Consider the following 23,336-nt stretch of genomic DNA (forward strand, 5'->3'; position numbering starts at 1 on the left):
GAACTGTAGCCACCGGCGGATCACTTGATGACGATCACCCGGTCGGTGAGCTGGAGCACCTGGGCCTCCGGCTCGGTGTAGTTGAGCACCCGGCGGCCGCGGACCACCGCCACCACGAGGTCCTCGCACTCGCGCGGGCCGTGCCCGGCCTCGGCCCGGGTCACCGGGCGCTCGATCACGTCCAGGCCGTTGCCGTAGGTGAGCAGGTCCTCCATCACCGCGCCGGCGTGCGGGCTGAGCATCGACATGCCGAGCAGCCGGCCCGCCGAACTGGAGCTGGTCACCACCACGTCGGCGCCGCTCTGCCGCAGCAGCGGGGCGTTCTCGTCCTCCCGCACGGCCGCGACCACGGTGGCCGCCTTGGTCAGCTGACGCGCGGTCAGCGTGATCAGGACGGCGGTGTCGTCCCGCTCCGGCGCCACCACCACCCGCGCGGCCGCGGGCAGTCCGGCGCGCAGCAGGGTGTCGGTCCGGGTGGCGTCGCCGACCACTCCCACCAGGCCGTGCTGAGCGGCCTGGTCGATCACCTTGCGCTGCGGGTCGACCACCACGATCTCCTCCTTGCGCACCCCCTGGCCGAGCAGGGTGTCGACGGCGCTGCGCCCCTTGGTGCCGTAGCCGATCACGACGGTGTGCTCGCGCACGGTGGACCTCCAGCGGTTCAACCGCCACTGCTGACGGGTGCGTTCGGTGAGCACTTCGAGCGTGGTGCCGACCAGGATGATCAGGAAGACCACGCGCAGCGGGGTGATCACGAAGATGTTGGTGAGCCGGGCGCTGTCGCTGAACGGCGTGATGTCGCCGTACCCGGTGGTGGAGAGCGTGACGGTGGCGTAGTACGCCGCGTCGAGGAAGCTCACGCCGCCGCCGGCGTTGTCGTTGTAGCCGGCCCGGTCCAGCCAGACGATCACGGTGGTGGCCACCAGCACGCCGAGGGCCACCAGCAGCCGTGAACCGACCTGCTGGAAGGCGGGCGCGGTCCGCCGGGCGGGCAGCACGATGCCGGCGTCCGCCCACGGCTCGGTGCCGGGGGTCACCGGGCGCAGCGGCGACTCACGGCGGCGGGCACTCACGGGACCTCCAGGAGTTCGACGGTGGCGCCCTGCGCCGCGCCGCCGGGCGGCACCACGGCGAGCGCCTCGGCCCGGGCCAGGCCGCGCAGCATCGCCGGGCCGTCGAAGGCCAGTGGGACGACGCCGTGCGCGGTGCGGCGCACCGGCAGCAGCCGGGTGTCCGCGGGATGGCCGGCGAGGTCCACGGCGGCGAGCGCGAGCGCCGGCTCGCCGGCGGACCGGCCGCCCCGGGCGTGCAGCAGCGGCAGCGCGAGGGTGACGACGCCGGCCACCGCGGCCAGCGGGTTGCCCGGCAGGCCCACCAGGTGGCGACCGCCCGGGAGTTCAGCAAGCAGCATGGGGTGGCCGGGGCGGACGGCGACGCCGTCCACCAGCAGCCGGGCGCCGGCCTCGGTCAGAGCCCGGTGCAGGAAGTCGACCGGACCGGCGGCCGTGCCGCCGGTGGTGACCACCACGTCGGCGGTGGAGTGCCGGACGGCGTCCCGGAGCAGGCCGAAGTCGTCCCGGACGGCCCGCGGCTCACCCACCTCGGCACCGGCCGCCCGGAGCCAGGGCGGCAGCAGCGGGCCGAGCGCGTCCCGGACCAGGCCGGGCCGCGGGACCCCGGCGCAGAGCAGTTCGTCACCGAGGACGAGGAGTTCGACGACCGGGCGGCGGCGGACCGCCAGCCCGTCGTGGCCGCAGGCCGCCGCGAGGCCCAGCACGGCCGGGCCGACCGGGGTGCCGGCGGCCAGCAGCGCCTCGCCCCGGCGGCACTCCTGACCGCGCGGGCGGACGTCCTGGCCGGTGGTCAGCGAGCCCGGGCTCCGGTCGTGCAGCAGGGCGCCGATCCGCTCGCCGTGCTCGCGCCGGAGCACCGCGGTGGCACCGGGCGGCAGCTGGGCGCCGGTCGCGATCTCGGCGGCCGCGCCGTCCTCCAGCGGCGGCACGCCCGACTGCCCGGCCAGTATCCGCCCGGCGACCCGCCAGGGGCCCGGCCCGGCGACGGCCCAGCCGTCCATCGCCGAGGTGTCGAAGGCCGGCAGGTCGGTGAGGGCGGTGAGCGGCTCGGCCAGGGTCCGGCCGAGCGCCTCGGCCAGGTCCAGGCGCTGCGGCGGGAGCGGGTGCAGACCGGCCCTGCGGGCGGCCGCCCGGGCCTGCGGCCAGGTCAGCGGGCCGGCGGCGGAGCGTCCACCGGGCACCGCGGCCTCCTCGACCGTGCTCACGGGTGCTCCGGCCCGGCCGCCGCCGTCCAGCGCTCGGCGAGTTCGGCGATGCGCCGGGACGCCTCGGTGACGGCCTCCGGGCCGCCGCCGCGCTGCGCGGCCGCGTAGCCGACCAGGAAGGCGGTCAGCGGCGCGGCGGGCCGGGCCACCCCGTGCGCGACCACCCGGGCGAGGTCGAGCAGTCCGGGGACGTCGACGTCCAGGTCGATCCCCAGCTCGGCCCGGACCTCGGCCATCCAGTCATCCAGCGTGCGCTCCATGAGCCCCATGCTGCCTGATCGGCGGTTTCCCCGGGATGTTTCCCCGATGAGGGCCGCGCGTCGTCTCCCGCACGGGGGCCGCCGGCCCCCGTGAACCGGCCGGCCGGGGCCCCACGAGAGGGGGCGGCGGGCGTCAGCGGGAGCGGTCCCGTTCCCGGGCCAGCTCCAGCTCCTCCCAGGTGTCGCAGTCGTGGCTCACGTCGTCGGTGTCGGCCAGCCGCAGGGTGCGCAGGCCGCCGGTCAGCCGGCGCAGCGGCAGCCCGGCCGGGTCCCCGGCGGCGGCCAGCGCGGCGCGCAGGGCGGCGGTGCGGTAGGCGGCGGCGAGCGGCTGGTCGCGGCCGGCGGCGTCGACCAGGACGACCGCCCCGGTCTCCGGCCCCGCCCCGACGAGGGCCCCGGTCAGCCGGCCGACGGTCCGCGCGTCCAGGAACGGCAGGTCGGCGGCGAGCAGCAGCACCACCTCGGCCGTCACCTCGGCCAGACCGGCCGCGACGGCCGCCACCGGTCCGCCGCCGGGCGGCCGCTCGCGGGTCCAGCGGATCCCGGTCCGGGCGGTGGGCCGGGCCGGGCCGACCACCACGGTGGTCCGGGCACCGGCGGCGGCGGCGAGCACCCGGTCGAGCAGGGCCGTCCCGCCGACGGTCAGCCCGGGTTTGTCCGCTCCCCCGAGCCGGCGGGCGGCGCCCCCCGCGGGCACGATCACGTCGTACGGCGTCATGCCGCCAGTATCCGCGCCGCGGCGCCCGGTCCGCCCCGGCTCAGTCCTCGGGGTCCTCGTCGACCAGTTCGGCGTCGACGATCCCGTCCTCGTCCGGCAGGGGGCGGGGGCGGGGGCGGGCGAGGTTGGCGGCGACGCTCAGCTCCAGGATGGCCGGCAGGGTCAGCTCCCCGTACCGCTCGCCCACCGCGGCGACCAGCGCCTCCGCGTCGTCCGGGTGTGCGGCCAGCAGCCGGTCGAAGTCCTGGAGGTACTCACCGGTGAAGGCGAGCACCCGGCCCGCGTCGTCGTCCTGCTCGGGCGCCCGGTGCCCGGCGATCACGCGGTCGGCGCCGAGTTCGGCGATCCGGCCGAGGTTGCGCACCCACGCGGTGCGCTGTTCCGGGGTGGTGTCGGCCGTCCAGACGTGGGTGCCGTTGTAGACGAAGTCACCGGCGAGCACGGTGCGGATGCTGGGCACGTGGACCACCGTGGACCCCTCGCAGTCGCCCTGGCCGAACAGCAGCACCGGAATCACCTGGCGGTCGACCATCAGCGGCTGGGGCAGCAGCGGCGCGGGCACCAGCGGGTGGTCGGGGATGTCGTCGCCGTACACCGGCTTCCACTGGGCGACCTTGGCGGCCGCGGTGCGCAGGATGCCGTCCACCACCGGCGGCGCGGCCAGCAGCTGCGCCTCCGGGAAGAGCTTCAGCACCTCCTCGGCACCGAAGTAGTGGTCGGGGTGCTGGTGGGTGATCACGATGGCCAGCAGCCGTCGGTTCTTGCCGGCCACCCACTCGGCCAGCTCGCGGCCGGCGCTGCGGGTGAGCTGGGCGTCGACCAGGATCGCGGTCCGCTCGCCGAGGACCAGGGTCGAGGTGGCGAAGAAGGCCGACTCGGGACCGGTGAACACGGCGATCTCCAGCGGCCGGACACCGGCCGTCCCGGCCGCGTCCGCCCCGTCCGCCCCGGCCCGGTCGCCGTCCGCGGCGCCCGCGCGTTCCGCGGCGGCGCTCCCCTCGGGCGAGGACGACGTCACTGGCTGCTCCCTCCGGTCGGCGCTCGGACTCCCTGCGCCCTACAGCATGGGAGCACGGCCCGCCGATTGCGCGGAAGGCGCGCCCGGCGGGGCACGCCTTCCGCGCGGGGTACGGCGCCGTCAGGCGGCCGAGGCCTTCGCCAGGCGCGCCGCGTCCTCCAGCGCCCGGGCCTTGGAGTCGGCGGCGTGCTGCACGAAGTCCGCCATCGCCGGCACCGTCGCCGCCAGGGTGAACTCGGGGACGATGAACTCGACCTCCAGCCCGAGCATCCCGGTCAGCACCTTCTCCAGGTAGGTGGTGACGAACTCGTAGGGCTCGCGCGGGGCGCCGGGCGCGTAGGAGCCGCCGCGGGCCGCGACCACCGTCACCGGGGTCCCGGCCGCCGAGGGGGTGTCCCCCGCCGTGCGGCCCATCAGGATCACCTGGTCCAGCCAGGCCTTGAGGCTGGACGGGATCGTGAAGTTGTACATCGGGGTGCCGATCACGATCGCGTCGGCCCGCTCCAGCTCCGCCATCAGCTCCTCGCGCAGCGCGAAGGCCGCCGCCTGCTCGGCGCTGCGTCCCTCCGCGGGGGTGAAGGCCGCGGAGATGCCGTGGGCGTCCAGGTGCGGCACCGGCAGGGCGGCGAGGTCGCGGTGGATCACCGTGCCGTCGGGGTGCTGGGCCTGCCAGGCGGCCCGGTAGGCGGCCGAGACCTCGCGGGAGACCGAGCCGTCGGTGAACGCGGACGAGTCGATGTGCAGCAGAGTGGGCATGGCGAACCTCCATCAAAGTAAGCAGCTGCTCTTTCCGCCGCAGCTATCGGTACCGTAGCAGCTTACTTTTCTGCAGTCACTAGTGGACAGACCGGTACGCTGTACCCATGGCCCAGCAAGAGGTGACCGAGCAGGTCCACGCCACCCCCGGGGAACACGGGGCGGCGGTGGTCGCCTGCACCGGCACGGAGATCGCGCTGACCCGGGTGTTCACCCTGCTCGGCAAGCGCTGGACCGGCCTGATCGTGGCCACGCTCACCAACAACGGGCCCGGCTACTTCTCCGAACTGCGCCGGGCCGTCCCCGGCATCAGCGAACGCATGCTCTCCGACCGCCTCACCGAACTGGCCGAGGCCGGGCTCGTACTGCGCCAGGTCGACGAGGGCCCGCCGCTGCGCGTCAGCTACCGGCTCACCGAGGCGGGCGCCGCGCTGCGCCCGGCCCTGACCGAGCTGGCCGTCTGGGCCGACCGGTACCTGCCGGACAGCGCCCTCAAGCAGCCCGGCTCCTGCTGACCCGCCCGCGCCGCACCCCGCCCGCCCCGCCGGACGGGCCCACCCCGGACAGCACGAAGCGCCCGGGCCCGCCTGTTCTCACAGGCGGGCCCGGGCGCGGTCGGTCTCTTCGGCCGCCGGTCAGCCCTTCGCGCGGGCGGTCAGCCCTTCGCGCGGGCGGTCAGCTTGGCGACCCGGTCGGCGACACCCCAGGAGGTGACGCGCCAGAGCGCCTCCAGCACGATGTGGCGGCTCATCTTGGAGGCACCCAGCTCGCGCTCCACGAAGGTGATCGGCACCTCGGCCACCTTGAACCCGGCCTTCACCGTGCGCCAGGCCAGGTCGACCTGGAAGCAGTAGCCGGCCGAGGCGACCTCGTCCATGCCCAGGCCGAGCAGGGTCTCCTTGCGGAAGGCCCGGTAGCCGCCGGTGACGTCCCGGATCGGCACGTTCAGCATCAGCCGCGAGTACGTCGAGCCGCCGCGCGAGAGCAGCAGGCGCGACTTCGGCCAGTTCACCACCCGGCCGCCCGGCACCCAGCGCGAGCCGAGCACCAGGTCGGCGCCGCGCAGCGCGCCCAGCAGCCGGTCGAGCTCCTCGGGCTGGTGCGAGCCGTCCGCGTCCATCTCGACCAGGACGTCGTAGCCGTTGTCGATGCCCCAGCGGAAGCCCGCCAGGTAGGCGGCGCCCAGCCCCTCCTTGCCCCGACGGTGCATGACCTGCACGTTCGGGTCCTCGGCGGCCAGCTTGTCGGCCAGCTCGCCGGTCCCGTCAGGGCTGTTGTCATCGGCGACCAGGACATGGGCCTCGGGCACGGCCGCACGGACCCGTCCGACGATCCGCTCGACGTTCTCCGCTTCGTTGAACGTCGGGATGATCACCAGCACCCTGCCGAGATCAGCAAAACTCTGCTGGTTCACGGTCACGTACAAACCTCTCGGCCGGTGGCGGGAAGTGCCAGTCACCGTTGCCCGCACTCTGAGACGCAGTCCCCGTCGGCATCCCGCCGACCTGGAAACCACTGTGGAAATTACTGCGTCCTGGCATCCTACTACCGCGTCCTCGAACAGCCGGTACGGCTCTGGCACTCCCGGCCGACCCCGGCCGTTTCCCTTCCGACGGCACCGGTCGGCTAGGGTCGATGCCCAGCCTTTGCCCGGACCACACGCCCGCCGGGCCGTCTCCCGGCGATCCGGCACACCAGGCACAGCAGCAGAGGAGCAGGACCGCGCGCATGGACAGGCTCGTCAACACTGTCCGCCCGTACGCCTGGGGGTCGCACACCGCGCTCCCCGAGCTGCTCGGGCAGGAACCGACCGGGGAACCGCAGGCCGAGCTGTGGATGGGGGCCCACCCCGGAGCGCCCTCCCGCGCCGACCGGGGCGACGGGCTCCGCCCGCTGGACGAGCTCATCGCCGCCGACCCCGAGGGCGAGCTGGGCGCCGCCACCGTGGCCCGGTTCGGCCCCGCCCTGCCGTTCCTGTTCAAGGTCCTGGCCGCCGGCATCCCGCTCTCCATCCAGGCGCACCCCACCCTGGACCAGGCCCGCGCCGGGTACGCCGCCGAGAACGCCCTGGGCGTGCCGCTCGACGCCCCGCACCGCAGCTACCGGGACGCCAACCACAAGCCCGAACTCATCTGCGCGCTCGACGAGTTCGACGGTCTCTGCGGCTTCCGGACACCGGCCGGGGCGGCCGCCCTGATGGCCGGGCTGCGGGTGCCGGCGCTCGACCCGCTGATCGCGCTGCTCGGCGCCGAGGACGAGGCCGAGGCCCTGCGCGCCACACTGGCCGCCATCCTCACCATGGACGAGGCCACGGCCGCCGCGACCGTCCGGGAGACCGCCGACGCGGTGGACAAGGCCGCCGCCGGCGACCCCGACGGCCCCTACGCGCTCTACGGCCGGATCACCCGCGAGTTCCCCGGCGACCGCGGCCTGATCGGCGGCCTGCTGCTCAACGCCGTCCGGCTCCGGCCCGGCCAGGCGCTCTACCTCGGCGCGGGCGTGCCGCACGCCTATCTGCACGGCGTCTGCGTCGAGCTGCAGGCCAACTCCGACAACGTCCTGCGGGCCGGGCTGACGCCCAAGCACATCGATGTGCCGGAGCTGCTGAAGGTGGTGGACTTCACCCCCGGAGCACCGGAGCTGCTGCTGCCGACCGCCGTCGACACCACCCCCGGGGAGGAGCTCTTCCCCGTCCCGATCGACGAGTTCCGGCTCTCCCGCTTCGTGCTGACCGGCCGGGAGCGCGAACTCGACGGCCGCGCCCCGCAGATCCTGCTCTGCACCGCCGGCCGGGCCCGGCTCACCGCCGCCGACGGCACCGTGCTGGACCTCGCCCGCGGCGGGTCGGTCTTCCTCCCCGCGACCGGCACCGCCACCCGCCTCGACGGCGACGACGCCACCGTCTTCCGCGCCACCGTGACGCTCTGACGCCCCGCCACCCCAGCGCGCCGTCGCGAGCCGGCGACGCGAAGGGCCCGTACCCCACCGGGTACGGGCCCTTCGCACGGCCGGAGCGGCGCGGTCAGTCCCGCGTCATGTCCACGAAGCGCGAGTAGTGGCCCTGGAAGGCCACCGTGATGGTGGCGGTCGGACCGTTACGGTGCTTGGCGACGATCAGGTCGGCCTCGCCGGCGCGCGGGGACTCCTTCTCGTAGGCGTCCTCGCGGTGGAGCAGGATGACCATGTCGGCGTCCTGCTCGATCGAGCCGGACTCACGCAGGTCGGAGACCATCGGCCGCTTGTCGGTGCGCTGTTCGGGACCACGGTTCAGCTGGGAGAGCGCGATCACCGGCACCTCCAGCTCCTTGGCCAGCAGCTTGAGGTTTCGCGACATGTCCGAGACCTCCTGCTGGCGGTTCTCGGCCCGGCGGGAGCCGCCGGACTGCATCAGCTGGAGGTAGTCGATGACGACCAGCTTGATGTCGTTGCGCTGCTTGAGCCGGCGGCACTTGGCGCGGATCTCCATCATCGACAGGTTCGGCGAGTCGTCGATGAACAGCGGCGCCTCGCTGACGTCCGGCATCCGCCGGGCGACCCGCGTCCAGTCGTCGTCCGTCATGTTCCCCGAGCGCATGTGGTGCAGCGCCACCCGGGCCTCCGCCGAGAGCAGACGCATGGCGATCTCGTTGCGCCCCATTTCGAGCGAGAAGATCACGCTCGGCAACTTGTGCTGGATCGAGCAGGCCCGCGCAAAATCCAACGCTAGGGTCGATTTCCCCATGGCCGGACGGGCCGCGATGACGATCATCTGGCCGGGGTGCAGGCCGTTGGTGAGCTGGTCGAAGTCGGCGAAGCCGGTCGGGACGCCGGACATCTGGCCGTTGCGGGAGCCGATCGCCTCGATCTCGTCGAGGGCGCCCTCCATGATGTCGGAGAGCGGCGCGTAGTCCTCGTTGGTCCGCTGCTCGGTGACGGCGTAGATCTCCGCCTGGGCCGCGTTGACGATCTCGTCGACGTCGCCCTCGGCGGCGTAGCCCATGCCCGCGATCCGGGTGCCGGCCTCGACCAGCCGGCGCAGCACCGCCCGCTCGTGGACGATCTCGGCGTAGTACTCGGCGTTGGCGGCGGTCGGGACGGAGTTGACCAGGGTGTGCAGGTAGCCGGGGCCGCCGACCCGGACGAGCTCGCCGCGCTTGGTCAGCTCGCCGGCCACGGTGATCGGGTCGGCCGGCTCGCCGCGGGCGTAGAGGTCGAGGATGGCGCCGTGGATCAGCTCGTGCGCGGGCCGGTAGTAGTCGGCCGGCTTCAGCACCTCGACCACGTCGGCGATGGCGTCCTTGGACAGCAGCATGCCGCCGAGGACGGACTGCTCGGCGGCGAGGTCCTGCGGGGGCACCCGCTCGAAGCCGTCGGCCGCGGAGCGCTCGTCCTCGTCGTCCTGGCGCCGCTTGCCCCCGTCGCGCTGGAAGCCGCCCGAGCCCTTGCCGCCCTTCTGGAAGCCGCCGGAGCCGGAGCCCGAACCCTGGCCGCCCTGGCCGCGCCCGCGCGCGACCGGCAGCCGGTCGCCGGGACCGTCCGGGAAGGGGGCGTCGGCGAAGGCACCGACCGGGAACGGGTCGTCCGCGGTCTGCCAGTCCTCCTCCGGCGGCGGGGCGTCGTGGTCGTCGTACTGGGGGCCGGTCACGCGTGTTCCCCGATCAGCGAGTGGTGCGAGTTGGAGCGGGCCTTGCCGGTGGCTGGGTGGAGCGGAGCCGCGCCCCTCTTTCTACCTCCACCGCACTGACAAATCGGACGCCGGGGCGGGTGGGAGTGTCGGGCGGAGAGCCCACGCTAAGGCGCCGGAAGCCCTTCAGCCAAGGCGGTTATCCACAGGGGGTGTGGACGAGCGGCCAGAGGCTGTGGAGAAGTACCGCAAACCTGTGGACGCCCCTGTGGAAAGCCCTGTGGATAACCGGACCATCGATCCACTGTCAACCCGATGACCTGGGATTACCTCGTTCGAGGGCTGTGCATGAGAAATTCTTCACACGCAGCCGAGTGGCCATGGACACACCGCACCGCGGACTCGTCGCTCAGGATTTCGAGTAACACTCCAAACCGGCTGGCGGTCATTACCTGTGGATGAGTAGCCTTGACCCCATGACCGCCCCCACCACCGACCGCCGCCGGCACGACCGGGAGATCCTCGCCCTGGCCGTCCCGGCCTTCGGCGCCCTGGTCGCCGAGCCGCTGTTCCTGCTGGCCGACTCGGCCATCGTGGGCCACCTCGGCACCCCCCAGCTGGCCGGTGTGGGTGTCGCCTCGGCCGCGCTCACCACCGCCACCGGGGTCTTCGTCTTCCTCGCCTACGCCACCACCGCCGCGGTCGCCCGCCGGATCGGTGCCGGCGACCGCCGGGCCGCCATCCAGCAGGGCATCGACGGCATCTGGCTCGCCCTCGCGCTGTCGCTCGGCGTGGTCGCCCTGGCCTTGCTGCTGGCGCCCTGGGCGGCCGACCTGCTGGGCGCCTCGGCCACCGCCGCGCCCTACGCCGTGACGTATCTGCGGATCAGCGCGCTCGGCATCCCCGCGATGCTGATGGTGATGGCCGCCACGGGCGTGCTGCGCGGCCTCCAGGACACCCGCACCCCGCTGCTGGTGGCGGTCGCGGGCTTCGCCGCCAACATCGGCCTGAACGTCGGCCTGGTGTACGGCGCCGGGCTGGGGGTGGCCGGCTCCGCCTGGGGCACCGTGCTGGCCCAGACCGGGATGGCCGCCGCCTACCTGGTCGTGGTGGTCCGCGGGGCCCGCCGGGAGCGCGCCTCGCTGCGGCCGGACGCGGCGGGCATCCGGGCCTGCGCCCGGGCCGGCGGACCGCTGATGGTCCGCACGCTGAGCCTGCGCGCCATCCTGATGATCGCCACCGCGGTCGCCGCCGGGCTCGGCGACGACGCGATAGCCGCGCACCAGGTCGCCATGACGGTCTTCCTCTTCATCGCCTTCGCCCTGGACGCCATCGCCATCGCCGGGCAGGCGATCATCGGCCGCCACCTGGGCGCCGCGGACGTCGCCGGGGCGCGGGCGGCCACCCGGCGGATGATCGAGTGGGGCATCGGCTCCGGACTGCTGCTCGGCCTGCTGGTGGTGGCGGCCCGGCCGCTGTACGTCCCGCTGTTCACGCCCGACCCGGCGGTGCAGGCCCAGCTGAACACCGTGCTGCTGCTGCTCGCCCTCTGCCAGCCGGTCTCCGGCCTGGTCTACGTCCTGGACGGGGTGCTGATGGGCGCCGGCGACGGCCCGTACCTGGCCTGGGCGATGCTGGCCACGCTGGCGGTCTTCGCCCCGGTGGCCCTCGCGGTGCCGGCCCTCGGCGCCGGACTGGCCGGGCTCTGGTGGGCGATGAACCTGTTCATGCTGGTCCGCGCGGCGTTCCTGGCCCGGCGCGCCCTGAGCGGCAAGTGGCTGGTCACCGGCGCGGTGCGGGCCTGAGCCAGGGCCCCGGTGCGGCGCCGGGCCCCGGGAACGACCGAGGGCCGGCCACCCCCCGGAAGGGGTGACCGGCCCTCGGGCCACAGCTACGGAGCTCAGGCAGCGACGACGGCGACGTCGAGGTTGGCCTGGACGTCGGAGTGCAGCTTGACCGAGACCTTGTGGGTGCCCACGGTCTTGATCGGCGAGGCGATCGCGACGGCGCGCTTGTCCACGGCCGGGCCGCCGGCGGCCTTGATGGCCTCCACGACGTCGGCCTGGGTCACCGAACCGAACAGACGGCCGGCCTCGCCCGAGCGAACGGCCAGCTTGACCTGGACGCCTTCGAGCTTGCCCTTGACCTCGTTGGCGGCCTCAAGGGTCTGGATCTCGTGGATCTTGCGGGCGCGACGGATGGCGTCGACGTCCTTCTGGCCGCCCTTGGTCCAGCGGATGGCGAAGCCACGCGGGACCAGGTAGTTGCGGGCGTAGCCGTCCTTGACCTCGACGACCTCGCCGGCGGAGCCGAGACCCGGCACCTCGTGCGTGAGGATGATCTTCATTACTTGGTCACCCTCTCTTAGCGCGCGGTGCTGGTGTAGGGCAGCAGCGCCATCTCACGGCTGTTCTTCACGGCCGTGGCGACGTCACGCTGGTGCTGGGTGCAGTTGCCGGTGACCCGGCGGGCACGGATCTTGCCGCGGTCGGAGATGAACTTCCGCAGCAGGTTCGTGTCCTTGTAGTCAACGTAGTTGACCTTGTCCTTGCAGAAGACGCAAACCTTCTTCTTCGGCTTGCGAGCAGGCGGCTTCGCCATTGTGTGCTCCATTTGGGGTTCACGGCCCGGCAGGCGTCTCACGACGCCGGCGCCGGGCCGCACGAAATCTGTCAGCTCTTAGAACGGGGGCTCTTCCGAGAAGCCGCCACCGGACGGAGCGCCCCAGCTGCCGCCACTCTGGTTGCTGTTGCCACCAGAGGGAGCGCTGGACGCCCACGGGTCGTCGGACGGGCCGGACTGGCCACCGGAGTTTCCACCCCAGTTGCCGCCCTGCTGGCCGCCACCGCCGCCCCAGTTACCGCCGCCCTGGCCGCCGCCGCCCTGCTGGCCGCCGCCGAAGCCGCCGCCGCCGGGAGCGCCGGACCGGTTGGCCCGGGTGACCTTCGCGGTCGCCGAACGCAGGCTCGGGCCCACCTCGTCGACCTCGACCTCGAAGACCGTCCGCTTCTCGCCTTCCTTGGTCTCGTAAGACCGCTGGCGCAGTCGGCCCTGCACGATGACGCGCATGCCGCGCTGCAGCGACTCGGCGACGTTCTCCGCCGGCTGCCGCCAGACGTTGCACGTGAGGAAGAGGCTCTCGCCGTCCTTCCACTCGTTCGTCTGACGGTCGAAGGTGCGGGGAGTGGACGCGATGCGGAACTTCGCGACCGCCGCACCCGACGGGGTGAAGCGCAGCTCGGGGTCGTCGACGAGATTGCCGACGAGGGTGATGACGGTCTCGCCTGCCATGGTGGTGATGACCTCTCCGGAAGAGTTCCGTTCACCGCTGTTTCACGTGAAACAGCGGACGCGAGCTACCCGAGGCCCGAGGGCCTCAGAGGTGGCTCAGTGGGTGTCCGGGCGCAGGACCTTGGTCCGCAGAACCGACTCGCTCAGGCCAAGCTGGCGGTCGAGCTCCTTGACGACCTCAGGCGTGGCCTTGAGGTCGATGACCGAGTAGATGCCCTCGGACTGCTTGTTGATCTCGTAAGCCAGACGGCGACGACCCCAGGTGTCGACCTTCTCCACCTTGCCGCCGCCGTTGCGGACGACAGTGAGGAAGTTCTCGATCAGGGGGGAGACAGCGCGCTCCTCGACCGAGGGGTCGAGGATGACCATCAGCTCGTAGTGACGCATGTGTAACCCACCTCCTTTGGACTCAGCGGCCACGGTCTCTCCGTGGCAGGAGGGTTGTGCAGCGTCGGCACCGGAGTCAGTGACGACACCGGCCCACCGTAGTGGTCCGGTCCGACACTCGACCCCCGTCCACCCGGAAGAGGGCGCAAGGGGGCACAACTACACCAGTGCAGACGGCACAGCCTACCCGCACCCGGACGGCCGAACAAAATGCATAGGGGTTGTGATCCGCGCCCCAACCACCGCAATCTGGACGGAACGGGTTTCCTGCTCGTTCGTCTCTCCGCCAGGAGGTGGGACACATGGCCCAGACCTTCCACCGGTTCCCCGCCCTCACCCTGAACACCGACGGCAACCGGCACCCCCGCGAGAACACCCTGGTCGGCATCACCCTGCTGTTGGGCGCGCTGGCCTTCACGACGTCGTTCTTCCACAACCTCCATCTGCTGAGTTCGTGGACCGGACTCCTCGGCATCGTCACCGGCCTCTGGGGGCAGTTCGTCTCCGTCACCACGGCCGAGCGCTTCGTCCTGGTCATCAGCCTCACCGCCTCGGCCTTCGGCTTCTACCTGGGCGTGGCCCACGGCGGCCTCTGGGGCTAGCCCCCGCGAACGCCCCGCCCGTCCCGACCGTCCAGACCTGCCCCGACCCACCCAGACCCGCCCAGACCACCCCGAGCCCTCCGGCGCCGCCGGAACTCTCGGCGCCCCCGTCACGTACCTCATCAGTGAGACAGGTAGGTGACGGGGGCGCCGCCACGCCCGCAGCCGTGGGCGCCGGTGCCCCGGACGATAGGGTCAGCCCGAGAACCTGGGGCCGCCCGCAGCCCGACCGACGAGGAGCACCGAGCATGAGCCTGCGCCTGAGGACGATCACCCGCGAGGAGCACCTCGCCTTCATCAGGAGCCGCGCCTCTGCCAGCCACATGCAGGTGCCGTCCTGGGGCGACGTGAAGGCGGAGTGGCGTTCGGAGTCGATCGGCTGGATCGACGAGTCCAACCAGATCGTCGGCGCCGGGCTGGTGCTCTACCGCCAGCTGCCGAAGGTCAAGCGCTACCTGGCGTACCTGCCCGAGGGCCCGGTGATCGACTGGTTCGACCGCGACATCGAGCGCTGGCTCTCCCCGATGCTGGCGCACCTCAAGTCGCAGGGCGCCTTCTCGGTGAAGATGGGCCCGCCGGTGGTGATCCGCCGGTGGAACGCGCCGACCATCAAGGAGGCCATCGCCGCCAAGCAGGCCAAGCGCCTGCGCGACATCGAGGCCGACTGGTACGAGCCGCGCGCCTTCGAGGTGGCCGACCGGCTCCGCAAGGCCGGCTGGCTACAGGGCGAGGACGGCGGCGCCGGCTTCGGCGACGTCCAGCCGCGCTACGTCTTCCAGGTGCCGCTGGCCAACCGCTCGCTGGACGACATCCAGAAGGGCTTCAACCAGCTCTGGCGCCGCAACATCAAGAAGGCCGAGAAGAGCGGCGTCGAGGTGGTCCAGGGCGGCTACGACGAGCTGCCGATCTTCCACCAGCTGTACCTGGTGACCGCCGAGCGCGACCGCTTCACCCCGCGCCCGCTGGCCTACTTCCAGCGCATGTGGAAGGCCCTCACCTCCGAGGACCCGAACCGCATGCGGCTCTACATCGCCTACCACGAGGGCGAGCCGCTGGCCGCGACCACGATGCTCGTGGTCGGCGAGCACGTCTGGTACTCCTACGGTGCCTCGGCCAACCACAAGCGCGAGGTCAAGCCGTCCAACGCGATCCAGTGGCGGATGATGCGCGACTCGTACGCGCTCGGCGGCGGGGTGTACGACCTGCGCGGCATCAGCGACACGCTGGACGAGAACGACCACCTGTTCGGCCTGATCCAGTTCAAGGTCGGCACCGGCGGCCAGGCCGCCGAGTACCTCGGCGAGTGGGACTTCCCGCTCAACAAGCTGCTGCACAAGGCGCTCGACCTCTACATGTCGCGCCGCTGAGCCGCTTGCCCGCCGTGCCCAACACCCCCTGGGAGATGACCCGATGACGCTGTCGCTCTACCTCGACACCGAACGCTGGCGCACCCACCAGCGCTCCGTCCTGGCCGAGTTCCCCGGCCTGGTGCCGGTGGCGAAGGGCAACGGCTACGGCCTGGGCAACCACCGGCTCGCCGAGGAGGCGACCCTGCTCGGCACCGGCGTGATGGCCGTCGGCACCGCCTACGAGGCGGCCGACGCGGCCGACTGGTACGGCGGCGAGCTGCTGGTGCTCACCCCGTACCGGGTCGGCGAGGAGGTGCTGCCGCTGCCGCACGCCCGGGTGATCCGGACGGTGGCGAGCCTGGACGGGCTGCGCGCGCTGCACGGCGCCCGGGTGGTGGTGGAGTGCATGACCACCATGCGCCGGCACGGGGTGAGCGCGGCCGACCTGCCGGCGGTCGCCGCCGAGCTGGACGGCGTCTCGTTCGAGGGCCTGGCGCTGCACCTGCCGATGGACCGGCCGGACGGCTCCGACCCGGTGGACGAGGTCGCGCACTGGGTGGACACCGCCCGGGCGGCCGGCATCCCCGTGCACACCGTGTTCGTCAGCCACCTCGGCGCGGCCGGCATGGAGAAGCTGGCCCAGCGCTACCCCGGCACCGTCTTCCGCGCCCGGATCGGCACCCGGCTCTGGCTCGGCGACCACGGCGCGCTGGAGGTCCGGGCCACGGTGCTGGACGTCACCCCGGTCGCGAAGGGCGACCGCTACGGCTACCGCCAGCACCCGGCGCCCACCGACGGCCACCTGCTGGTGGTCGCCGGCGGCACCGCGCACGGCATCGGCCTGGAGGCGCCCAAGTACGTCCAGGGCATGTCCTCGCGGGCCAAGGGCATCGCCCGGGCCGGTCTGGCGACGGTCAACAAGACCAAGTCGCCGTTCAACTGGGCCGGCAAGCAGCTCTGGTTCGCCGAGCCGCCGCACATGCAGGTCTCGCTGCTCCTGCTGGACAACGAGACCAAGCCGCCGGTGGTCGGCGACGAACTCGTCCTTCAGGTCCGGCACACCACCACGCACTTCGACCGCGTGGTGGACCGCTAGAGCACGCGGCCGGGAACCCGTCCGGGCGGACGGGCTACCGGCCCGCCCTACGGCTTGGCGCTGCCGGCGGTCTCCGGCGCGTGCGGCTCGTCGTCGAGCCACAGCTCGGGGCCGGCCGGCGCGTAGCCGGCGTAGCTCGCCGCCTCCCGCAGCTGTCGGGCGGTGCCGACCACGAAGACGTCCGGGGCGTGGTCGAGCACCCCGCCGGACGGGTCGTCGGTGCCGTCCCAGCGCACCGGGTCGCGGTCGGGCAGCAGGATGTCGCGGATGACCATGCCGCACAGGTACAGCGTGCCGAGCAGGTGCAGCACGATGGCGAAGTGGTACCAGGACTCGCCGATCCCGTGCTGCTTGGGCCCGGTGACGAAGCCCAGGTGGGACCAGATGCCCAGGGTGTAGAGCACCTCGCAGGCCTGCCAGATCAGGAAGTCCCGCCAGCGCGGCCGGGCCAGCACCGCCAGCGGCAGCAGCCAGAGCGCGTACTGCGGCGAGTAGACCTTGTTGACCAGGATGAACGCGGCCACCACCAGGAAGGCCAGCTGGGCGAAGCGCGGGCGGCGGGGCGCCGAGAGGGCCAGCCAGGCGATCCCCAGGCAGGAGAGCACCATCAGGATCCCGATGAAGAGGTCGAGGTTGGCCAGGCCGACGCCGCGGCTCTGCATCAGGATCAGCCAGAACGAGCCGTAGTCCTCGGTGCGGTGCTCGCTGAAGACGTAGAAGGTCGACCAGCCCCGCCAGTTGGCGAGCATGATCGGCAGGTTGACCAGCAGCCAGGCACCGACCGCGCCGCCGAGCATCGCCCGGAACTCGCGCCAGCGCCCGGCCCGCCAGCAGAGCAGCAGCAGCGGACCGATCAGCAGCAGCGGGTAGAGCTTGGCGGCGGTGGCCAGGCCGATGAAGACACCGGCCCAGACCGGCCGCGAACCGGACCACCAGGCCATCGCGACGGCGGCCAGCGCGACCGCCAGCAGGTCCCAGTTGACGGTGGCGTTCAGCAGCAGGCAGGGCGCCAGCGCGAACATCAGCGCGTCCCACGGGCGGCGCCGGTGGGTGCGGGAGAGCGCGACCACGGCGACCACCGCGCAGGCCATCAGCAGGCCCGCGTTGATCGCCCAGAACCACTGCTCCTGCTGCTGGCTCGAGCCGCCGCCGGGCGTGAGCCAGGCCGCGATCTGCATGAAGAACCCGGTCAGCACCGGGTACTCCAGGTACTGCAGATCGCCCGAGGTGCCCGGGATCCGGTCCACGTAGGGGTGCAGGCCGGCCGCGAAGCCGCGCCCGGAGAACAGGTGCGGGATGTCGCTGTAACAGGCGTGGATGTACTGCGGCGACCCCGGTTGGAACCAGGCGGCGTCGTAGCAGGGCAGCTTCTGCGCCATGCCCAGCACCGAGACCACGATCACCACCAGCGCCAGGAAGCGCGCCGGGATCCACCAGGAGACGCCCAGCAGCGCGCGGCGGCCGGGCGGGCCGCCGAACACCTCGCTGCCGGCCGCGGCCACCGGGTCCTCGTCCGCCGGGACGACCACGGTGTTGGCGGGCGGGGCGACCGTGGCGGGCGGCGCGACCTTCGCGGGCGCCGCCGGAGCCGGCCCGGAATCCTCGATGGGCCCGATGTGGCCGACGGGTTCGTCACGATCGCTCGACGTCATGCCGGACATCCTGCCGCACCTCTCCCGGCTGGACGAGGAGGCCCCCTGAGCGGCCCGGGGCCGATCCGGCGATTCATGGCCAAATGACGAGAATGCCGGTGCCGGCGGGACGGGGCAGGGCAGGGCAGCGCGGGACGGGGCAGGGCAGCGCGGGGCAGGGCAGGGCAGCGCCGCGCGCCCCGGCCGGGAACGACGGAACGGCGGTGGCGGACCTCCGAGGAGGTCCGCCACCGCCGTTCGCACGTCTCGCGCCGCTCGGCGCCGGGCGTCAGGGCGCCGCCGCGCCCTGCTGGGCACCACCCGTCGGACTGGGCGACATGGTCGGCTTGGTCGGCTTGGTGCTGCTGGGCGCGGGCCCGGTCGACGCGGTCGACGACGTCGGCTGCGGGGTGGTGCAGAGCCCCGGGATGAGGCAGGTGGGCGAGGATCCGCCACCGCCGTTGCCGCCACCGCCGGTCGGCGGCTGGGTCTTGGTCGGCGCCTGGGTCGGCACCGTGCCCGGGCAGTCCACGCCGGGCACACAGGCCGGCTGGGTGTTGGTGGGCTGCGTCGGCTGCTGCGCGCCCGGGTCCGGCGCGGTGGGCGCCGTGGTCTCGGTCATCGTCGGCGAGGACGAGGGCGAGGCCGTGCTCGGGGCCCCGGAGGAGTCCACCTGGGTGCCGACCGGCTGCGGCGTCGGGAAGTCCATCTTCTTCTCGTTGGCCAGGGCGGCCTTCATGTACCGGGTGAAGATGTCGGTCGGGGTGTCACCACCGTGCACCGAGTCCTTGCCGCCGGTGCCGTTGAGCGACAGGCGCTCGTGCTTGGTCGGGTCCTCGCGCCACATCGCGACGCTGGTGGCCAGCTGCGGGGTGTAGCCGACCCACCAGGCCGACTTGTTCTCGTCGGTGGTACCGGTCTTGCCGGCCACCGGGCGGCCCAGCGCGTTGCTCTTGGAGCCGGTACCGTTCTTCGCCACGTTCACCAGCACGTCGGTGACGTTGTCCGCGACGGCCGGCTCCAGCGCCTGCTTGAGCTCGGGCTTGCTGAAGCCCGGCCGCGCCGTGCCCTTCACCTCGACCTTGGTCACCGAGTACGGGTCGGCCTGCTTGCCGCTGGCCGCCAGGGTCGCGTACGCGTCGGCCATCCGGATCGGGCTCACGGTGGAGGTGCCGAGCGCGAAGGTCGGGGTCTTGGGGTCGGCGAAGCTCTCCTTGCGCACGCCCATCGCCTCGGCGATGTTGGCCACGTTCTGGCCGCCGACGTCCTGGTTGAGCTGGACGAACGGGACGTTGAAGGAGTTCTGCATGGCCGCCCGCAGCGAGACGTAGCCGCGCTTGCCGGCGTCCTCGTTCTTCTGCCGGTACGGCTTGCCGTCGTCACCGATCACCAGCGAGCCGTCCGGCTTGCGGATCTCGGACAGGTCGTCCGAGAGGTAGCGGCTGTCGGCGTTGATCCGCTTCGGCTGGCCCTTGTCGTCCTTCGCGGTCTGCACCCCGACCTGCATCGCGGCGGCCAGCACGAAGGGCTTGAAGGTCGAGCCGACCTGGACGCCCTTGGCGTCCGCGTTGTTGTCGAAGTGCTGGTTCTCCACGCCGTCGCCGCCGTATATGGCGACGATCGCACCGTCGCCGGGGCGGACGCTGGCCGCGCCGAACTGGACGAAGTTGTCCTTCTCGGGCCGCTTCTGGACGTTGAGCGTCTCGCCCTTGACGTCGTCCACGGCCTTCTTGAGGGCGTCGACCTTGTCCTTCTCGAAGGTCGTGTAGATCTTGTAGCCGCCCTTGTCGATCGACTGCTGGGTGATCGTCGGGTCCTTGGACATCATGAACTTGTTCGCGGTGTCGACCAGGTAGCTGATCTCGCCGTTCATGTTGGTCGGCGGCTTGCGCGGGATCGGCTCGGGGAACGCGGTGCACTTGGCCCGCTCCTCCGCCGTGGCGTTCTTGGTGGTGACCATCCGGTTCAGGATCCAGGTCCAGCGCTCCACGGCGCGGTCCTTGTTCGCCGGAATGGTGGGGTCGTACAGTGCGGCGCCCTTGAGCAGACCGGCCAGCATGGCGCTCTGGCAGATGTCGAGGTCCTTGGCGTCGATGCCGTAGTACGCCTGGGAGGCCGCCTGGATGCCGGTGGCCCCGCGGCCGAACCAGCTGACGTTCAGGTAGTCCCGCAGGATGTCGTTCTTCTCGGTCTCCTGATTGACCTTCAGGGTGATGAAGAACTCGCGCACCTTGCGGCTGAGCGTCTGGTCCTGGCTCAGGTAGGCGTTCTTGACGTACTGCTGGGTGATCGTCGAGGCGCCCTGGGTCTCGCCGCCGGTCGCCATGTTGTACACGGCGCGCATCATGCCCACGGGGTCGATGCCGCTGTCGGTGCGGAAGGTGGCGTTCTCCGCGGCGATGACGGCGTTCTGCACGTTGGGGCTGATGTCGGCGAGTTCGACGATCTGCCGGTTGGTCTCGCCCTTGCGGGCCATCTCCGAGCCGTCGGCCCAGTAGTAGATGTTGTTCTGGTCGTTCACCAGGTCGTGGATCTGCGGGACGGTGGTGGACGCGTAGGCGTACCAGACCCCGCCCACGCAGGTCGCGAAGAAGACCAGGAAGCCGGTGAGCCACTGCTTCCACGACGGCAGCCAGCGACGGACGCCCTGCTTGCCGAAGCGCGGGTAGTCGATGAACCGCTTCTTGCCGGGCTTGCCGGGCTTGCCGGGCTTGCCACCGCGGTCATCCGCACCGGTCGCCGCCGCGCCGCCGCCGCGCTTGCCGCCCCTCTGGGCCGCCTTGCGCATCTCGGCCCGGGTCATCCGGGGCTGCTGCGCGGTCTCCCGGACACCCGCCGGACGCCGGCGGCCGGGACCGTCCGGGCCGGGCCCGTCCTGTCCCGCGCCGCCCGGGCGGCCGTTGTCACCCGGGGGCTGCCCGCCACCGTCGGCAGACCTCCGCCGTCGTTCGCTCATGTTCCAGCTACTCCTCGCCAGGCGGTCGAGCCTGAAGGCAGGGTTCACGTCCGATGCCCGCAACCGCCCTAACCCCGGAGGTGGTCCTCGTGCACACGCGACAGCGTACGCAGCCGAGAACCGCACCTAATCGGGCATCAGGTATCAATGCCCGCAAAACGACGGCAGATCATTACATGCCCGTTGCCAAGCACACCTGCGCGTCGCCTTGTGATCACATTCACGCGTGCCCCCCTTGCTCGACCGGGGACCCAGGTTTACTGTTCTCGATATATCGAGCCGATACATCGGCACGGCATACCGCCGGAGACGGCGGGCCAGGATCCGGCCTGGAGGAAGGAGGACGACGGCATTGGGCAGGCGCTCAGGAGTGCTGGAGTTCGCCGTTCTCGGCCTGCTCCACGACGCCCCGATGCACGGGTACGAGCTGCGCAAGCGGCTCAACGTCCTACTCGGAACGTTGCGCGCGTTCTCCTACGGAACGCTCTATCCGTGTCTGAAGAGCCTGGTGGCCCAAGGCTTCCTCGTCGAGGACAACCCGGACGACGAGTACGTCCCGGCCACCGCGCTCAACGGCAAGCGGTCCAAGATCGTCTACCGGCTCTCCCCCGAGGGCAAGGAGCGCTTCGAGGAGCTGCTGGCCGACTCCGGCCCCGACGCGTGGGAGGACGAGCACTTCGGTGTCCACTTCGCGTTCTTCGGCCAGACCGACCGGGCCGTGCGGATGCGCGTCCTGGAGGGTCGCCGCAGCCGGCTGGAGGAGCGCCTCGAACGGATGCGCAACTCGCTCGCCCGGGCCCGCGAGCGGTTCGACGACTACACCGTCGAGCTGCAGCGGCACGGCCTGGAGTCGGTGGAGCGCGAGGTCCGGTGGCTCAACGAGCTGATCGAGACCGAGCGGGCCAACCGCAGTGGCCGGACCGGACCGCTCACCGGCGGGCCGAGCACCGCAGGATCCGACAAGACTTCGGACGGCCGTGGCCAGGAGGCCGGATCCCCGGATCCGCCCGGGCCACCGTACGACCGCCCGGGGCGCTCCGACCAGGAGCGCTGACACCGCGTCCGCCCTGTGCCGCGCGGTAGGAGTGGGCGCCTCGCGCCCGTCAGGCATTCATCGAAAACGCAGGACGAGCGCCGCCGAGCACCGGCGGCCCTCATGAGATCACAGGGAGCAACCGGAATGGGTTCGGTTCGCGTAGCCATCGTGGGCGTGGGCAACTGCGCCGCGTCGCTGGTGCAGGGTGTCGAGTACTACAAGGACGCCGACCCGGCCGGCAAGGTCCCCGGCCTGATGCACGTCCAGTTCGGTGAGTACCACGTCCGTGACGTGGAGTTCGTCGCCGCCTTCGACGTCGACGCCAAGAAGGTCGGCTTCGACCTGGCCGACGCCATCGGCAGCAGCGAGAACAACACCATCAAGATCTGCGACGTGCCGCCGACCGGTGTCACCGTCCAGCGCGGCCACACCCTCGACGGCCTCGGTAAGTACTACCGGGAGACCATCGAGGAGTCCGACGAGGCCCCGGTCGACGTCGTCCAGGTCCTCAAGGACCAGCAGGTCGACGTTCTCGTCTGCTACCTGCCCGTCGGTTCGGAGCACGCGGCGAAGTTCTACGCCCAGTGCGCCATCGACGCCAAGGTCGCCTTCGTGAACGCCCTCCCGGTGTTCATCGCGGGCACCAAGGAGTGGGCGGACAAGTTCACCGAGGCCGGCGTGCCGATCGTCGGTGACGACATCAAGTCCCAGGTCGGCGCCACCATCACGCACCGCGTGATGGCCAAGCTGTTCGAGGACCGCGGTGTCGTGCTCGAGCGCACCATGCAGCTGAACGTCGGCGGCAACATGGACTTCAAGAACATGCTCGAGCGTGAGCGCCTGGAGTCCAAGAAGATCTCGAAGACGCAGGCCGTCACCTCGCAGATCCGGGACCGCGAGCTGGGCGCCAACAACGTCCACATCGGCCCGTCCGACTACGTGGCGTGGCTCGACGACCGCAAGTGGGCCTACGTCCGCCTTGAGGGTCGCGCGTTCGGCGACGTCCCGCTGAACCTCGAGTACAAGCTCGAGGTCTGGGACTCCCCGAACTCCGCCGGTGTCATCATCGACGCCGTGCGCGCCGCGAAGATCGCCAAGGACCGCGGCATCGGCGGCCCGATCCTCTCCGCGTCCTCGTACTTCATGAAGTCCCCGCCGGTCCAGTACTTCGACGACGAGGCCCGCGAGAACGTCGAGAAGTTCATCAAGGGCGAGGTCGAGCGCTGAGCTCGATGACGATCCCGATCGTCGGGCGCCCGGGTTCCGGGCGCTGAGCACAGGACACGCGCTGAACGGGTCCACGGTCCGCCGTGGGCCCGTTCACCGTTTTCCGGCGAATGTTTCACGTGAAACAC

General features: G+C 72.0%; 20 protein-coding genes and 1 pseudogene. 8 read left to right on the top strand and 13 right to left on the bottom strand.

What is annotated here, in order from left to right:
- Positions 1-20: 20 nt before the first annotated feature.
- The 5 genes and pseudogenes from OG618_RS19280 to OG618_RS19305 form a co-directional block, all read right to left on the bottom strand.
- On the bottom strand, positions 21-1,073 hold the full coding sequence (locus OG618_RS19280) for a potassium channel family protein (RefSeq protein WP_329488763.1): 1,053 nt from the start codon (positions 1,071-1,073) through the stop codon (positions 21-23).
- Positions 1,070-2,278: a molybdopterin molybdotransferase MoeA gene (locus OG618_RS19285; protein ID WP_329488764.1), complete on the bottom strand. Its 1,209-nt coding sequence runs from the start codon at positions 2,276-2,278 to the stop codon at positions 1,070-1,072. The genes OG618_RS19280 and OG618_RS19285 overlap by 4 nt, the downstream gene beginning before the upstream one ends.
- Positions 2,275-3,256, bottom strand: a pseudogene (locus OG618_RS38040) (DUF6457 domain-containing protein). The gene OG618_RS19285 and the pseudogene OG618_RS38040 overlap by 4 nt, the downstream one beginning before the upstream one ends.
- Before the next feature lie 40 nt (positions 3,257-3,296).
- On the bottom strand, positions 3,297-4,274 hold the full coding sequence (locus tag OG618_RS19300) for an MBL fold metallo-hydrolase (protein ID WP_329488766.1): 978 nt from the start codon (positions 4,272-4,274) through the stop codon (positions 3,297-3,299).
- 120 nt (positions 4,275-4,394) lie between these two features.
- On the bottom strand, positions 4,395-5,030 hold the full coding sequence (locus OG618_RS19305) for an FMN-dependent NADH-azoreductase (RefSeq protein ID WP_329488767.1): 636 nt from the start codon (positions 5,028-5,030) through the stop codon (positions 4,395-4,397).
- Positions 5,031-5,137: 107 nt separating this feature from the next.
- On the opposite strand from OG618_RS19305, the gene OG618_RS19310 reads away from it, so the two are divergent.
- Positions 5,138-5,545, top strand: a complete 408-nt coding sequence (locus OG618_RS19310; RefSeq protein ID WP_329488768.1) for a winged helix-turn-helix transcriptional regulator — start codon at positions 5,138-5,140, stop codon at positions 5,543-5,545.
- A 140-nt stretch (positions 5,546-5,685) separates the two neighbouring features.
- Here the strand turns inward: OG618_RS19310 and OG618_RS19315 are convergent, their stop codons facing one another.
- Positions 5,686-6,450, bottom strand: coding sequence for a polyprenol monophosphomannose synthase (locus tag OG618_RS19315; RefSeq protein ID WP_329488769.1), 765 nt, complete (start codon positions 6,448-6,450; stop codon positions 5,686-5,688).
- 308 nt (positions 6,451-6,758) lie between these two features.
- Between OG618_RS19315 and manA the strand changes: the two genes are divergently transcribed.
- Positions 6,759-7,958 (top strand): mannose-6-phosphate isomerase, class I, encoded by a 1,200-nt coding sequence (manA, locus tag OG618_RS19320; RefSeq protein ID WP_329488770.1) that lies wholly within the window; start codon positions 6,759-6,761, stop codon positions 7,956-7,958.
- A gap of 94 nt (positions 7,959-8,052) precedes the next feature.
- On the opposite strand, the gene dnaB is transcribed toward manA, so the two are convergent.
- On the bottom strand, positions 8,053-9,528 hold the full coding sequence (gene dnaB, locus OG618_RS19325; protein WP_329492174.1) for a replicative DNA helicase: 1,476 nt from the start codon (positions 9,526-9,528) through the stop codon (positions 8,053-8,055).
- A gap of 581 nt (positions 9,529-10,109) precedes the next feature.
- On the opposite strand from dnaB, the gene OG618_RS19330 reads away from it, so the two are divergent.
- On the top strand, positions 10,110-11,438 hold the full coding sequence (locus OG618_RS19330) for an MATE family efflux transporter (protein ID WP_329488771.1): 1,329 nt from the start codon (positions 10,110-10,112) through the stop codon (positions 11,436-11,438).
- Positions 11,439-11,533: 95 nt separating this feature from the next.
- On the opposite strand, the gene rplI is transcribed toward OG618_RS19330, so the two are convergent.
- From rplI to rpsF, 4 genes are all read right to left on the bottom strand, one after another.
- Entirely contained in the window at positions 11,534-11,980 is a 447-nt protein-coding gene (gene rplI / locus OG618_RS19335; RefSeq protein WP_329488772.1) for a 50S ribosomal protein L9, read from the bottom strand.
- 17 nt (positions 11,981-11,997) lie between these two features.
- Positions 11,998-12,234 carry a 30S ribosomal protein S18 gene (rpsR, locus tag OG618_RS19340; protein WP_030304537.1) on the bottom strand — a complete coding sequence of 79 codons (237 nt, stop codon included), beginning with the start codon at positions 12,232-12,234 and terminating at the stop codon, positions 11,998-12,000.
- A 78-nt stretch (positions 12,235-12,312) separates the two neighbouring features.
- Complete coding sequence (locus tag OG618_RS19345; RefSeq protein ID WP_329488773.1) at positions 12,313-12,924, bottom strand: single-stranded DNA-binding protein; 612 nt, start codon at positions 12,922-12,924, stop codon at positions 12,313-12,315.
- A 96-nt stretch (positions 12,925-13,020) separates the two neighbouring features.
- Positions 13,021-13,311 (bottom strand): 30S ribosomal protein S6, encoded by a 291-nt coding sequence (gene rpsF, locus OG618_RS19350; protein ID WP_329488774.1) that lies wholly within the window; start codon positions 13,309-13,311, stop codon positions 13,021-13,023.
- Between the two features lie 302 nt (positions 13,312-13,613).
- Between rpsF and OG618_RS19355 the strand changes: the two genes are divergently transcribed.
- From OG618_RS19355 to OG618_RS19365, 3 genes are all read left to right on the top strand, one after another.
- Positions 13,614-13,913 (top strand): hypothetical protein, encoded by a 300-nt coding sequence (locus OG618_RS19355; protein WP_329488775.1) that lies wholly within the window; start codon positions 13,614-13,616, stop codon positions 13,911-13,913.
- Positions 13,914-14,161: 248 nt separating this feature from the next.
- Entirely contained in the window at positions 14,162-15,280 is a 1,119-nt protein-coding gene (locus tag OG618_RS19360; protein ID WP_329488776.1) for a lipid II:glycine glycyltransferase FemX, read from the top strand.
- 43 nt (positions 15,281-15,323) lie between these two features.
- Positions 15,324-16,358 carry an alanine racemase gene (locus OG618_RS19365; RefSeq protein ID WP_329488777.1) on the top strand — a complete coding sequence of 345 codons (1,035 nt, stop codon included), beginning with the start codon at positions 15,324-15,326 and terminating at the stop codon, positions 16,356-16,358.
- A 47-nt stretch (positions 16,359-16,405) separates the two neighbouring features.
- On the opposite strand, the gene OG618_RS19370 is transcribed toward OG618_RS19365, so the two are convergent.
- Entirely contained in the window at positions 16,406-18,010 is a 1,605-nt protein-coding gene (locus OG618_RS19370) for a glycosyltransferase family 87 protein (RefSeq protein WP_329488778.1), read from the bottom strand.
- Between the two features lie 268 nt (positions 18,011-18,278).
- Entirely contained in the window at positions 18,279-20,945 is a 2,667-nt protein-coding gene (locus OG618_RS19375; protein WP_329488779.1) for a transglycosylase domain-containing protein, read from the bottom strand.
- 352 nt (positions 20,946-21,297) lie between these two features.
- On the opposite strand from OG618_RS19375, the gene OG618_RS19380 reads away from it, so the two are divergent.
- Positions 21,298-21,999 carry a PadR family transcriptional regulator gene (locus OG618_RS19380; RefSeq protein WP_329488780.1) on the top strand — a complete coding sequence of 234 codons (702 nt, stop codon included), beginning with the start codon at positions 21,298-21,300 and terminating at the stop codon, positions 21,997-21,999.
- 126 nt (positions 22,000-22,125) lie between these two features.
- Positions 22,126-23,208 carry an inositol-3-phosphate synthase gene (locus tag OG618_RS19385; RefSeq protein ID WP_329488781.1) on the top strand — a complete coding sequence of 361 codons (1,083 nt, stop codon included), beginning with the start codon at positions 22,126-22,128 and terminating at the stop codon, positions 23,206-23,208.
- Positions 23,209-23,336: the final 128 nt, after the last annotated feature.

It is taken from the genome of Kitasatospora sp. NBC_01246 (assembly GCF_036226505.1).
Lineage (GTDB): Bacteria > Actinomycetota > Actinomycetes > Streptomycetales > Streptomycetaceae > Kitasatospora.

Excerpts from the sequence above, each read along its gene's own strand:
- OG618_RS19305 (WP_329488767.1), bottom strand. The coding sequence starts at position 5,030 with ATGCCCACTCTGCTGCACATCGACTCGTCCGCGTTCACCGACGGCTCG.
- OG618_RS19310 (WP_329488768.1), top strand. The coding sequence starts at position 5,138 with ATGGCCCAGCAAGAGGTGACCGAGCAGGTCCACGCCACCCCCGGGGAA.
- manA (WP_329488770.1), top strand. The coding sequence starts at position 6,759 with ATGGACAGGCTCGTCAACACTGTCCGCCCGTACGCCTGGGGGTCGCAC.
- OG618_RS19330 (WP_329488771.1), top strand. The coding sequence starts at position 10,110 with ATGACCGCCCCCACCACCGACCGCCGCCGGCACGACCGGGAGATCCTC.
- rplI (WP_329488772.1), bottom strand. The coding sequence starts at position 11,980 with ATGAAGATCATCCTCACGCACGAGGTGCCGGGTCTCGGCTCCGCCGGC.
- rpsR (WP_030304537.1), bottom strand. The coding sequence starts at position 12,234 with ATGGCGAAGCCGCCTGCTCGCAAGCCGAAGAAGAAGGTTTGCGTCTTC.
- OG618_RS19345 (WP_329488773.1), bottom strand. The coding sequence starts at position 12,924 with ATGGCAGGCGAGACCGTCATCACCCTCGTCGGCAATCTCGTCGACGAC.
- rpsF (WP_329488774.1), bottom strand. The coding sequence starts at position 13,311 with ATGCGTCACTACGAGCTGATGGTCATCCTCGACCCCTCGGTCGAGGAG.
- OG618_RS19355 (WP_329488775.1), top strand. The coding sequence starts at position 13,614 with ATGGCCCAGACCTTCCACCGGTTCCCCGCCCTCACCCTGAACACCGAC.
- OG618_RS19360 (WP_329488776.1), top strand. The coding sequence starts at position 14,162 with ATGAGCCTGCGCCTGAGGACGATCACCCGCGAGGAGCACCTCGCCTTC.
- OG618_RS19365 (WP_329488777.1), top strand. The coding sequence starts at position 15,324 with ATGACGCTGTCGCTCTACCTCGACACCGAACGCTGGCGCACCCACCAG.
- OG618_RS19370 (WP_329488778.1), bottom strand. The coding sequence starts at position 18,010 with ATGACGTCGAGCGATCGTGACGAACCCGTCGGCCACATCGGGCCCATC.
- OG618_RS19375 (WP_329488779.1), bottom strand. The coding sequence starts at position 20,945 with ATGAGCGAACGACGGCGGAGGTCTGCCGACGGTGGCGGGCAGCCCCCG.
- OG618_RS19385 (WP_329488781.1), top strand. The coding sequence starts at position 22,126 with ATGGGTTCGGTTCGCGTAGCCATCGTGGGCGTGGGCAACTGCGCCGCG.